Here is a 12,651-nt window from a genome sequence, read left to right as displayed (position 1 = left end):
GGTACCAGGAGGAGGCGGCCCCGGCATGCCGCTTGAAATGCCCTCTCTCCGAAAGGGAGGAGCTGATGCGAGCAATGAAGCTGCTGCTGGCAATCGCAAGTGTGCTGTTCGGGGGAACGGCCTTCGGCGGGAACAACGCCGCGCGGGAGTTGATCGAAGAGAAGCTCATCAGAAATTCCATTCACGAGCAGGGCTTCGAACAAGTCCTCGCATCCAATGTCTCTCAGGTGGATCAGCTTCCCCCCAGTGGAAAGCTCGAGAGCAACTACATCACCCTCCTGTCGCATGCCCTCGAGCCCAAGAATGCCGTCAAGTTCGGCACCTGGGTCCTCTGCGTGGCCCCCGAGACCGACAAGGATGGGACCGTGCTCATGGTGAGCTCCGTCCGGACGATCCCTCGCGACAAGGGCCCCAGCACCATCGAGATCCTCTATCGCCGGGAGACGCTGGCCGGCCAGCACACCACGAGCCAGGTCTGGCCGTACGCCGTCGTGCTCGTGAAAGGCTGGCACGACCAGATCATCTGCCGCTCCGCCAACTGATGAGGGGGTAGATCACCGCGCGAGAGTTGCGAAAGAGCCCAGGTGTCAGGGCTCCTCTTCCGCACGGGAGAAGGCGAGCGGCGCGTCGCGGAGCGGGACGATCCAGGAAGCGGATCTCCAGGTCCAGGGTTGGGCAGCCAGGTCCACGCCCGCGTCCACCAGCTCCTGACGGGGGCGGCCGTTCAACGACACGTGCATGTCCGCGTGGATCTGCACACCCGGGCGCCCCTCCCGCTCGTACCGGCGCGCGAGCTCATGGGCGAACTGCAGGACCATGTCTGGCCGCGTCGACATCTTCGTGTACTGACGATTGCTGAGCAGGGACCTGGGGTCGATCTTCCACCGCTCGCCCGTGAGCGAGTCTCTCGCTTGGAACCGGACCCGTCCCTCCTTGTTGCGCAGCTTCATGTGCCAGGAGAAGTTGTGACCCTCCTCGGTCCAGTTGACCTGGCCTGGATAGAGCCAGTGGCGCAGGGGCAGAAGGCACTGAATCGCGAGCCAGAGCCCGAAGAAGGCGAGCCCAGCCTCCTGCCACCGGGGGCTCTCGGGTCCCGTGGAAGTCTTGGGCGAGGCCTTCGATGACGCCTTGCGCGAAGCCTTGGATGGCGCCTTGGACGCGAGCCAGGGGACCCACCGCTCCAACCACCGCCGCACCGTCGCGGGCTCGAAGAAGATCGGCGTCACGGCGAGCATGAGCCAGGGGAAGATGCCGATCCGGAAGAGCTGCGCGTTGGTGAGGTGGAACAGCAGCACGGCGCCGATGGCCCAGGGGCGGGAACGCCGCCAGAGCAGCCCGGGGACAACGAACAGGTCGAAAGCGGCGCCGCTGAACGCGAACGCCCGGGCCGCCCACTCGATTTCGGCGAGGGGTTCGGTGAGCGTCCACCCCTGCAGGAACATCGCGCCCGGCACGCCGCTGAGCCAGTCCGACTCGAGCTTGGCGATCCCTCCAAAGAAATAGACGAGGCCGACCTGCGCGCGGAGGAGCCAGAGCATCCAGGCCGGCGCGGTGTCACGCGGGCGCGCGAGCCCCAACCGCGCATCGAGCGCAAAGGCCTGGCCTCCTGGCAGCCAGATGAGCAGGAAGGCCAGGAGGCAAACCAGGTACATGTGGTTGAGGTACTGCGTCTGGTCCAGCAGGAAGACGTACGTCACCCCGAGCCAGAACAGGGGCGCGGCGACCCGGTAGAGGAGGCCCAAGGCGAGCATGGCCCCCAACACCCCCAGCGCCGCGAAGTGGACGTACATCCAGTTACCGGGCCAGGGGTTGACCCAATCGAAGCCGTAGTAACTGAAGAAGAAGGCCGGCTCGATGTAGTAGCTCTTGACCCATCCGCGGGAGAGGTAGCGGAAGACCTCGACGACCATCGTCACGCCGAAGACGAGCCGGAACCAGACCAGGGGCGCGATGTCGGTGGGGGCGAGCAGCAGGGCTTTCAGCGAGCGCATACGCCCTGATCAAACCACGCCAGCGGCCACACTCGAAGCCCCTAGAAAAACGAGGGGCTCGGAACCGACCACCGGTCCCGAGCCCCTCGCCACTTCACCCGATTACAGACTCACTTGCAGAGCGGGCTGCCTTCCGTGATGCCCTCGGGGCACCCCTGGCCCACGCAGTACTTCACCCCGCTGTCCACCACCGTGCGGCCGGACTGGTCGTGCGGAATGATCACGCGGCAGGTGCTCTGGGTGGAGACCCCCGCGTCGTTGGTGATGGCGTAGTGGATGGTGTAGACGCGGCCGTCGCCCCCGCCCTCGCGCTCCGAGCGGACCTGTACGAACGACTTGCCCACGATGACGGACATGTCCTCGCAGGTGCGGCCGTCACCGTTGCCATTGGCGTCCTCCACCTCGTCCGAGGTGACGCGGAGCACATGGCCATACGTATCCAACGGCAGGGTGTTGCCGCACGAGTCCGTCGCAGGCTGCGCGCACTCGGACAGCGAGATGGTGATGAACTTGTGGTTGGGCGGCCACACCTGCACGCCCTTGTCCGCGCCAGCGACAGGTGCGCCATCATTGCAGTAGCCGCAGACGTCGTCGCCACCGCCACCACCGTTGCCATCGTCATCGTCGTCGTGGCCACCACCGCCACCGTGGCCATCGTCGTCGTCATCGTGGTGGCCGCCACCGCAGCCGTCACCATCGTGGTGACCGCCACCGCCGCCGTTGCCGTGGCCGTCGTCATCGTCGTCGTGACCGCCGCCACCGCCACCGCCGCCGTTGCCATGACCATCGTCGTCGTCGTCGTGACCGCCGCCGCAGCCGTCACCCTTGAAGTGGGTGCCGAAATTGCGAGTGACCAGGTTGTTACGGCCGCCGTGGTTCTTGCCGCAGCCGTCGCCGTCGTGGTGACCGCCACCGCCACCGCCGCCGTTGCCGTGGCCATCGTCATCGTCGTCGTGACCACCGCCGCCGCCGTTGCCGTGGCCATCGTCGTCGTCATCGTGGTGGCCGCCACCGCAGCCGTCGCCGTCGTGGTGACCGCCACCGCCGCCGTTGCCATGGCCGTCGTCATCGTCGTCGTGACCACCGCCACCACCGTGGCCATCGTCATCGTCGTCGTGACCACCACCACCGCCGCCGCCATTGCCGCCCACGATCACCGAGAAGCCACACGAGGCCGTGTTGCCGAAGACGTCCTGGGTGGAGCAGGTGACGGCCGTCTCGCCCACCGGGAAGGTGGAGCCCGAGGGATGCGAGCAGTTGACGGCCACCTCGCCGCAGTTGTCCGTAGCCGAGGCCACGTAGTTGACCCGGGTGCCATTCGGGGCGCAGGCGCGAATCACGATCGGAGAGGTCGGGCAGCTGATCACCGGAGGAGTGGTGTCACCGACCACCGTCACGTTGAAGCCACAGGAGGCACTGTTGCCGGCGGCATCCTGGGCGGAGCAGCCCACCGGCGTCTGGCCCACCGGGAAGGTGGAGCCGGAGGCGTACGAGCACGACAGGGTCGCCGGGCTGCAATGGTCGGTCGCCGAGGCCGCGAAGGTGGCCGGGGCTCCCGCGGGCGAGCACGTCTCGATCACCTGCGAGGCAGGGCAGTTGACGGCAGGCTTCGTGTCGTCCACCACGGTGACGTTGCCCACGCACTGGTCGCTCGCCTCACCATCCGAGGCCGTCAGCGTGACGGGGTGAGTGCCGAGACCAAAGGGAGTGTTGGGGACCTCGGAGATGGAGAGCGGCGACGGACCGTTGTCCGGGTCGTAGCTGCCGTTGTTCACGCTGGCGCCGCCCTGGCAGGCGGTGTCGGCGTGGACGGTAACGTCACGGCAGAGGGCCACCGGCGGCTTGTTGGTCGACGTCACCGTGCACGTCAGGTTGCCCGTCGCGGAGGCGCCGTTGTTGTCCTCGCGGCACTCAGCGATGGTGCCCGTGCCCGTGCCGTCGTCATCCGCCACCGCCCACACCTCGGCAGTGCCGAAGGAAGTAGAGGACACGGAGACAGTGGCGATGGAGCTCCCGCCCACCGGCAGCGCGTCCGGCACGGTGGCCACGCCCAGCAGCGTGCGGCCCGACGCCGGGTTGCCCTTGTAGAAGGCCACCTTCACCCCAGCGGGCACCGGAGCCTCACCCTCGTTGCGCACCCGCGCGCTGAGAATCAGCGAGCCGTAGCCATCGCACGAGGTCACCACGTCGAAGGCGAGCAGATCCGCGGCAGCGAAGGGGCTGGGGCCCTCTCCGAAGTAGTTGGCCACGTTGGAGCGGAAGTTGTTGAGCTTCGGGTTGAGCCAGTTGCTCGCGGGCTGCGACGGGATGGTTCCGTCGTTGTTGACGTTCGTGATGGCGTAGGCGTGCTGGTTCCAGATCTTACGCGTCCCGGCCCAGCCCTCCTTCTTGTCGTGCCACACCCTCACGCCGTTGAAGCCCGGCGCTCCGTGGTTGTTCTCCACCGTCACGATCTCCGCCGCGCCATCACCGTCCACGTCCGCCACGATGGGGAACTCGTGCGTGGTGCCCGAGCTGTGCGCCGTCTCCCAGCGCAGCGCGCCCGTCACTCCGTCGAAGATGCGCAGCTTCAGCTCGTCCGTGTAGATGACCTCCAGCCGTCCGTCATCCTCGAAGTCGAACGTCGTCGACGTCGTCTTGCCCGAGCTGTACTCCTGGATGGGGAACGTCCACTTCACCGTCCCATCCGAGCCGTACACCGTGTAGTTCCAGTCTCCCGCCAGGCCGATCTCCAGCTGCCCGTCCCCATCGAAGTCGCCGATGTTGGGCGCTCCTCCGTGGCCCGCCTTGTCGTGCAGCGGCAGATCCGCGCCAGTCAGGTGGACCTCACGCGTCCACAGCAGCTCGCAGTTGTCGTCCAGCAGGCTCACCCGGCCGTGGATGGCCTCGAGGCCCTTGCCCACCACCACGATCTCACCCGCCGCATCGCCATCGAAGTTGGCCACCGCGGCGAAGCCGTGCGGAATCTGCGTGTTGGCGCACTTGAGCGAGCCGTCATGCCGGTACACAGAGCGGCCGTTGATCACTTCCTGCTTGCCGTCCTGATCGATGTCGGCGGCGAAGGACACAGGGCCGGTGAACAGCGCTCCGCCCATGCCGTCCGAGCCCACCCACTTCAGCGCGCCCGTGTTGCTGTAGACGCGGTTGCCGTTGAGGATCTCCACGGCGCCGTCGCCGTCCAGGTCCGCCAGCGAAAGACCACCCCACTCGCTGTAGTCGTTGGCGTCCGGAACCGTGCGGAACTTGAAGGTGCCGTCGTTCTCGAAACAGATGATTCCGCGCCCGCTCTCGGGGATGCCACAGATCTCCACGGCGCCGTCGCCATCGATGTCACCGGCGGCGATGCTGGCAGCGGGCTTCACCCGGTACTGCGAGTCCTCCACGGTCCAGATTTCCTGCCCGGTGCTGCCGCTGACGGCCCGGAGCACGCCGTCCGCGTTACCATCCCGTCCCTCCTGATAGGCCGTGTTGTAGAAGTCGCCGTCGAAGGTGCTGAAGACGATGTCCGGAGTGCCGTCCCGGTTCACGTCCACCACCACCGGCTGCATCATCACCTGCTTGTGCGTGGGGAGCACCTGGCTGCCCTTCCACTCCCACTGCAGCTCCGGCTCGAAGTTGCCCGTGAAGGGCGGCTTCACCTCACAACGCTCTGCCAGATTCCCCGTCTCACGAGCCGTGGACTGCTGCTTCGACGCCGAGGTGTTGCAAGCTCCCCCCGTAGCCAGCACCACCAGCGCAACGAAGAGTCGCCCACGCCCCAGGCCCCGAGACTCCAGGGGAACCAGGATGTTGCGTTTGAGTTTCATTTGGCCTCTCTCCTCCGCTTTCGGGCATGACCCGGTTTCACTACCAACCAGACAGCACGGGCCAATGTACCGGTTGCCAACGATCCACGTTAAGCGGAAAAGACTGTGAAGGCTGATGTGTGCCATCCAATGGCGAACACCCAAGGGTGGCAATGACAGACTTATGCGACTCAGGTGTAGCGGATGAGCTGTCCTGGCACCGTATGTGTGAGGAGAGCCCAGAAGAGACGACGTGACCCGACGTCGTACCAAAGCGAAGGGCCCGGGACCGACAACCGGTCCCGGGCCCTTCACGACTTCACCCGAACTTCACCCGATTACTGGCTCACTTGCAGAGCGGGCTGCCCTCGGTGGTGCCGGCCGGGCACCCCTGGCCGACGCAGAACTTCACCCCGCTGTCCACCGCGCCACGGCCAGACTGATCGTGCGGCACGTAGACGCGGCAGCTGCTCTGGGTGGAGACCCCAGCGTCGTTCGTGACGGCGTAGTGGAGGGTGTAGATGCGGCCATCCCCCCCGCCCTCGCGCTCGGCGCGGAGCTGCACGGACGACGCACCCGTGACGAGCACCATGTCCTCGCAGGTGCGGCCGTCGCCGTTGCCGTTGGCGTCCTCCACCTCATCCGAGGTGACGCGGAGGATGCGGCCATACTTGTCCAGGGGCAGCGGCTTGCCGCACGCATCCGTCGCAGGCGCGGCGCAGTCGGCGAGCGAGACGTCCACGTACTTGTGGTTGGGCGGCCACAGCTCCATCCCCAGGTCCGCGCCGGGCGTAGGAGGCGTGGAGGGGCTGGCACCGCTCACCTGCACGGTAAAGCTGCAGGAGGAGGCGTTACCGAAGGCGTCCGCAGCCGAGCAGGTCACCTGGGTGTTGCCCGCCGGGAACTCGGAGCCAGAGGCGTGCGAGCAGTTGACAGGCACCGCGCCGCAGTTGTCGGTGGCCGAGACCGCGAAGTAGGCCTTGGAGCCACTCTCGCTGCAGGCGTTGACCACCACGGGGGCCGTCGGGCAGCTGAGCACCGGGGGCGTGGTGTCGCCCGTCACCGTCACGTTGAAGCCGCAGGAGGCCGTGTTGCCAGAGCCGTCCGTGGCCGTGCAGCTCACCGGCGTCTGGCCCACCGGGAAGGTGGAGCCGGAGGCCGCCGAGCAGCTCACCGACGCCGGGCCGCAGTTATCCGCGGCGAAGGCCGTGAAGGTGGCCGGGGCACCGGCCGGCGAGCACGTCTCGAGCACCTGCGGCTCCGGGCAGAGAACGGCCGGCTTCGAGTCGTCCACCACGGTGACATGGCCCACGCACTGGTCGCTCGCCTCACCATCCGAGGCCGTCAGCGTGACGGCGTGCGTGCCCAGGGGGAAGGAGGCGGCAGGCAGCTCGGAGATGGAGAGCGGCGACGGACCGTTGTCCGGGTCGTAGCTGCCGTTGTTCACGCTGGCACCGCCCAGACAGGCGGCGTCGGCGCTGACAGTGACGTCGCGGCACAGGGCCACCGGCGGCTCGTTGGCCGGGGTCGTCGTGCACGTCAGGTTGCCCGTCGCGGAGGCGCCGTTGTTGTCCTCGCGGCATTCGGCGATGGTGCCCGCGCCCGTGCCGTCATCATCCACCACCGCCCACACCTCAGCATTGCCGTAAGAGGTAGAGGCGACGGTGACGGTGGCGATGGAGGAGCCGCCCACCGGCAGCGCGTCCGGTACGGTGGCCACGCCCAGCAGCGTGCCACCCGAGGCCGGGTTGCCCTTGTAGAAGGCCACCTTCACCCCAGCGGCCACCGGAGCCTCACCCGCGTTGCGCACCCGCGCGCTGAGAATCAGCGAGCCGTAGCCATCGCACGAGGTCACCACTTCGTAAGCGAGCAGATCCGCGGCCACGAAGGGGCTGGGGCCCTCTCCGAAGTAGTTGGCCACGTTGGAGCGGAAGTTGTTGAGCTTCGGGTTGAGCCAGTTGCTCGCCGGCTGCGACGGGATGGTTCCGTCGTTGTTGACGTTCGTGACGGAGTAGGCGTGCTGGTTCCAGATCTTGCGCGTCCCGGCCCAGCCCTCCTTCTTGTCGTGCCACACCCTCACGCCGTTGAAGCCCGGCGCTCCGTGGTTGTTCTCCACTGTCACGATCTCCGCCGCGCCGTCACCATCCACGTCCGCCACGATGGGGAACTCGTGCGTGGTGCCCGAGCTGTGCGCCGTCTCCCAGCGCAGCGCTCCCGTCACTCCGTCGAAGATGCGCAGCTTCAGCTCGTCCGCGTAGATGACCTCCAGCCGCCCGTCATCCTCGAAGTCGAACGTCGTCGACGTCGTCTTGCCCGAACTGTACTCCTGGATGGGGAACGTCCACTTCACCGCCCCGTCCGCGCCATACACCGTGTAGTTCCAGTCTCCCGCCAGGCCGATCTCCAGCTGCCCGTCACCGTCGAAGTCGCCGATGTTGGGCGCTCCTCCGTGACCCGCCTTGTCGTGCAGCGGCAGCTCGGTCCCCGTGATGTGGACCAGGCGCGTCCACAGCAGCTGGCAGTTGTCGTCCAGCAGGCTCACCCGGCCGTGGGTGGACTCCAGGTCCTTGCCCACCACCACGATCTCACCCGCCGCGTCGCCATCGAAGTTGCCCACCGCGGCGAAGCCGTGCGGAATCTGCGTGTTGGCGCACTTGAGCGAGCCGTCATGCCGGTACACCGAGCGGCCGTTGATCACTTCCTGCTTGCCGTCCTGATCGATGTCAGCGGCGAAGGACACAGGGCCGGTGAACAGCGCTCCGCCCATCCCGTCCGAGCCCACCCACTTCAGCGCGCCCGTGTTGCTGTAGACGCGGTTGCCGTCGAGGATCTCCACGGTGCCGTCGCCGTCCAGGTCCGCCAGCGAGGGGCCACCCCACTCGTTGTAGTCATAGGCGTCCGGGGCCGTGCGGAACTTGAAGGTGCCGTCGTTCTCGAAACAGATGATTCCGCGCCCGCTCTCGGGGATGCCACAGATCTCCACGGCGCCATCACCGTCGATATCACCGGCGGCGATGCTGGCAGCGGGCTTCACCCGGTACTGCTCGTCCACCACGGTCCAGAGTTCCTGCCCCGTGCTGCCACTGACGGCCCGAAGCACGCCGTTGGCGTTGCCGTCCCGCCCGTTCTGATAGGCCGAGTTGTAGAAGTCGCCGTCGAAGGTGCTGAAGACGATGTCCGGAGTGCCGTCCCGGTTCACGTCCACCACCACCGGCTGCATCATCACCTGCTTGTGCGTGGGGAGCACCTGGCTGCCTGTCCACTCCCACTGCAGCTCCGGCTCGAAGTTGCCCGTGAAGGGCGGCTTCACCTCACAACGCTCCGCCAGGTTGCCCGTGTCGTGAGAGCCGGTCCGCTCCTGCGAATCCGTGGTGTCGCACGCGCTCCCCGTGGCCAGCGCCACCAGCGCGATGAAGAACCGCCCACGCCCCTGTCCCCGCCACTGTGCCAGCCCCTGCGTGCCACGTTTGAGCTTCATGTCCCCTTCTCTCCTTACTGCCCTCGTCCATGGTTTGATTCACAGTCGCTGCAATAGAACATTGACGGTGAATCAGCCGGTGGATCCTGAAAGAGCAGCGAATACCGCTACACATGGATTATCACGTTCCACGATTCTATGCATACGGGAAATGTTTGCCAGGGATGTGGAGATTGACCCACAGAAGCCTATCTCTTGCGACAGAGGCACAGAAAGACAGACATCCACCGACGTGTTCTTCTCTCGAATTGGGCGATGAGTTTCAAAGACAAAAGGCCCCAGGTTCCGCAGAACCCGAGGCCCTTGTCTGTGTGAAGCCAGAGGATTTGAACCCTTTGTCTCACCTACCCTCACCCCGTCCCTCTCCCGGAGGGAGAGGGGATGTATTGGAGGTGTGAGGGGGATTGGTAGTGAGGAGGCTTGGTGAGGAGTTACGCCGCCTTCGACGGCTCCGGGGACATGTAGTCCTCGATCGGCGGGCACGAGCACACCAGCTTGCGATCGCCCAGCACGTTGTTCAGACGGCCCACCGACGGCCAGAACTTGTGCTCCGCCACCCACGGCGCCGGGAACGCCGCCTGCTCACGCGAGTAGGGATGGTTCCACTCCGGCGCCGTCATCACTCGCGCCGTGTGCGGCGCGTTCTTCAGGACGTTGTTGTCCTTGGGCGCCTTGCCCTCTTCGATCTCGCGGATCTCCGCACGGATGGCGATCAGCGCGTCGCACAGCCGATCAATCTCCGCCTTGGACTCGCTCTCCGTCGGCTCGATCATCAGCGTGCCCGCCACCGGGAACGACACCGTCGGCGCATGGAAGCCGTAGTCCATCAACCGCTTGGCCACGTCCTCCACCTCGACACCCGCCGTCTTCTTCAGGTGCCGCAGGTCCACGATGCACTCGTGCGCCACCCGGCCCCGCTTGCCGCGGTACAGCACCGGGTAGTGCTGCTGCAGCCGCTCGGCGATGTAGTTGGCGTTGAGGATGGCCAGCTTCGTGGCCTTCGTCAGTCCCTCGGCGCCCATCATCGCGATGTACATCCACGAGATGACCAGGATGCTCGCGCTGCCCCACGGCGCCGCCGACACCGCCCCGATGCCATCGCTGCCACCGGTGGAGATGACCGAGTGCCGCGGCAGGAACTTCACCAGGTGGCTCGCCACGCAGATGGGACCCATGCCCGGGCCGCCACCGCCGTGCGGGATGCAGAACGTCTTGTGCAGGTTGATGTGGCACACGTCCGCGCCAATCGCGGACGGCGACGTCAGCCCCACCTGAGCATTCAGGTTCGCCCCGTCCATGTAGACCTGACCGCCGCGCTCGTGCACGGTGGCGCAGATCTCCTTGATGTCCTCCTCGAACACGCCGTGCGTGGACGGGTAGGTCACCATCAGGGCGGCCAGCTTGTCCTTGTGCGCATCCGCCTTGGCGCGCAGGTCCACCAGGTCGATGTTGCCGCTCTCGTCGCACTTGACGACGACCACCTGGTAGCCCGCCATCACCGCGGTGGCCGGGTTGGTGCCGTGCGCCGACGAGGGAATCAGGCACACGTTGCGGTGCCCCTGGCCCCGGTTCTGGTGGTACGCGCGGATGACCAGCAGGCCCGCGTACTCACCCTGGCTGCCCGCGTTGGGCTGCAGCGACACGCCCGCGAAGCCGGTGATGCTCGCCAGCATCTGCTCCAGCTGCTCGAACAGCACCTTGTAGCCCGCGGCCTGCGAGCTCGGCGCGAACGGGTGCATCTTGCCGAACTGCGGCCACGTCACCGGAATCATCTCCGCGGTGGCGTTGAGCTTCATCGTGCACGACCCGAGCGGAATCATCGAGTGCGTGAGCGACAAGTCCCGCGACTCGAGGCGGCGGATGTACCGCAGCATCTCCGTCTCGGAGTGGTAGCTGTTGAAGACCTGGTGCGTGAGGAACGCACTGGTGCGGCGCTGGCCCTCGGGAAGGGTGCTCTGCAGGTCCTTGCCCAGCTCCTCGAGCGTGAAGCCCAGCGCCTTGCCGCCGGCGAACACGGAGAGGATGGCCTCCACGTCGGCCGGGCGGGTGGCCTCATCCAGGCTCAGCCCGATGGCCCGCTCGTCGATGCGGCGGAAGTTCATCCCCTTGGCCTCGGCGGCCGCGAGGATGCCGCGGATGTGCGGCGGCGCCGCCTCCACCCGGAGCGTGTCGAAGACGTTCTCGTAGTTGGCGCCGTAGCCCAGCTTGCGCAAGCCGCGCGCCAGCAGCACCGTCAGCCCGTGCACGCGCTCGGCGATGGCCTTCAGGCCGCGGGGCCCGTGGTACACCGCGTACATGCTGGCCATGATGGCCAGCAGCACCTGCGCGGTGCAGATGTTGCTCGTGGCCTTCTCGCGGCGGATGTGCTGCTCGCGCGTCTGCAGGGCCATGCGCAGGGCGCGCCGGCCCTGGGCATCCTCGGACACGCCGATGATGCGGCCCGGCATGACGCGGGTGTAGGCATTCTTCGTGGCGAAGAAAGCCGCGTGCGGGCCACCGTAGCCCATGGGCACGCCGAAGCGCTGGGCGCTGCCCACCGCCACGTCCGCGCCAAACTCACCCGGCGGGGTCAGCATCGTCAGCGCCAGCAGATCCGTGGCGACGATGAAGAGGCCGTTGGCCGCGTGCACCTTCTCGCCGAAGGCGCGGTAGTCGTGCACCACGCCGTCGGTGGCCGGGTACTGCACCAGCGCGCCGAAGTACTTCTTCGCGCCCAGGTCCACCGTGCGGTGGTCACCCACCACCACCTCCACGCCCAGCGGCTGGGCGCGGGTGCGCACCACTTCGATCGTCTGCGGGTGGCAGAACTCGGAGACGAAGAAGGCGCCTCCGTTCTCGTCGCCCTTGGTGTGCAGCGCCAGGGCCATGGCCTCGGCGGCCGCGGTGCCCTCGTCGAGCAGCGAGGCGTTGGCCACCTCCAGACCGGTGAGGTCCATCACCATCGTCTGGAAGTTGAGCAGCGCCTCCAGTCGGCCCTGGGCAATCTCCGCCTGGTAGGGCGTGTACTGGGTGTACCAGCCCGGGTTCTGGAGGATGTTGCGAAGGATGACGTGCGGGGTCTGGGTGTCGTAGTAGCCCATCCCGATGAAGGACCGGAGCAGCTGGTTCTTCGACGCGATGGCCTCCAGCACCGCGAGCGCATCGTGCTCCGAGTTGGCCACCGCCATCTTCAGCGGCTCCTTCGAGCGGATGGCAGCGGGGACTGTCTGGTCGATGAGCTCGTCGAGCGAGCCCACCCCCACGGCCTTCAGCATCCCGTGCAGTTCCTTCTCATCCGGCCCGATGTGCCGGTCGGAGAACGATTCCTGGTATTTCCAATTCAAGGACATGGTTTTGAGCACTCGCAATGCGGGTGTAACGAAAGGCCGTGAGTAACAACCGGGCCGCGCTCATTCAG

General features: G+C 66.8%; 5 protein-coding genes. 1 reads left to right on the top strand and 4 read right to left on the bottom strand.

Translation table 11 applies throughout. The features are described from left to right. Nucleotides 1-65 precede the first annotated feature (65 nt). On the top strand, nucleotides 66-542 hold the full coding sequence (locus tag OV287_RS21535; protein WP_267535919.1) for a hypothetical protein: 477 nt from the start codon (nucleotides 66-68) through the stop codon (nucleotides 540-542). A gap of 45 nt (nucleotides 543-587) precedes the next feature. Here the strand turns inward: OV287_RS21535 and OV287_RS21530 are convergent, their stop codons facing one another. The 4 genes from OV287_RS21530 to gcvP form a co-directional block, all read right to left on the bottom strand. Further along, on the bottom strand, nucleotides 588-1,991 hold the full coding sequence (locus OV287_RS21530; protein WP_267535918.1) for an HTTM domain-containing protein: 1,404 nt from the start codon (nucleotides 1,989-1,991) through the stop codon (nucleotides 588-590). A gap of 110 nt (nucleotides 1,992-2,101) precedes the next feature. Further along, nucleotides 2,102-5,797 (bottom strand): FG-GAP-like repeat-containing protein, encoded by a 3,696-nt coding sequence (locus OV287_RS21525; RefSeq protein WP_267535917.1) that lies wholly within the window; start codon nucleotides 5,795-5,797, stop codon nucleotides 2,102-2,104. Nucleotides 5,798-6,122: 325 nt separating this feature from the next. Then, entirely contained in the window at nucleotides 6,123-9,254 is a 3,132-nt protein-coding gene (locus OV287_RS21520) for an FG-GAP-like repeat-containing protein (RefSeq protein ID WP_267535916.1), read from the bottom strand. Nucleotides 9,255-9,685: 431 nt separating this feature from the next. Then, entirely contained in the window at nucleotides 9,686-12,583 is a 2,898-nt protein-coding gene (gcvP, locus tag OV287_RS21515; RefSeq protein WP_267535915.1) for an aminomethyl-transferring glycine dehydrogenase, read from the bottom strand. Nucleotides 12,584-12,651 lie beyond the last annotated feature (68 nt).

The sequence above is a fragment of the Archangium lansingense genome (genome assembly GCF_026626635.1).
Classification (GTDB): Bacteria; Myxococcota; Myxococcia; order Myxococcales; family Myxococcaceae; genus Archangium; species Archangium lansingense.
Note: the sequence above shows the minus strand (reverse complement) of the source record. Positions and strands in the feature narration are given on the sequence as shown.

What these genes read in the sequence shown, in the direction of transcription:
- OV287_RS21535 (WP_267535919.1), top strand. Translation starts at nt 66, where the DNA reads ATGCGAGCAATGAAGCTGCTGCTGGCAATCGCAAGTGTGCTGTTCGGG.
- OV287_RS21530 (WP_267535918.1), bottom strand. Translation starts at nt 1,991, where the DNA reads ATGCGCTCGCTGAAAGCCCTGCTGCTCGCCCCCACCGACATCGCGCCC.
- OV287_RS21525 (WP_267535917.1), bottom strand. Translation starts at nt 5,797, where the DNA reads ATGAAACTCAAACGCAACATCCTGGTTCCCCTGGAGTCTCGGGGCCTG.
- OV287_RS21520 (WP_267535916.1), bottom strand. Translation starts at nt 9,254, where the DNA reads ATGAAGCTCAAACGTGGCACGCAGGGGCTGGCACAGTGGCGGGGACAG.
- gcvP (WP_267535915.1), bottom strand. Translation starts at nt 12,583, where the DNA reads ATGTCCTTGAATTGGAAATACCAGGAATCGTTCTCCGACCGGCACATC.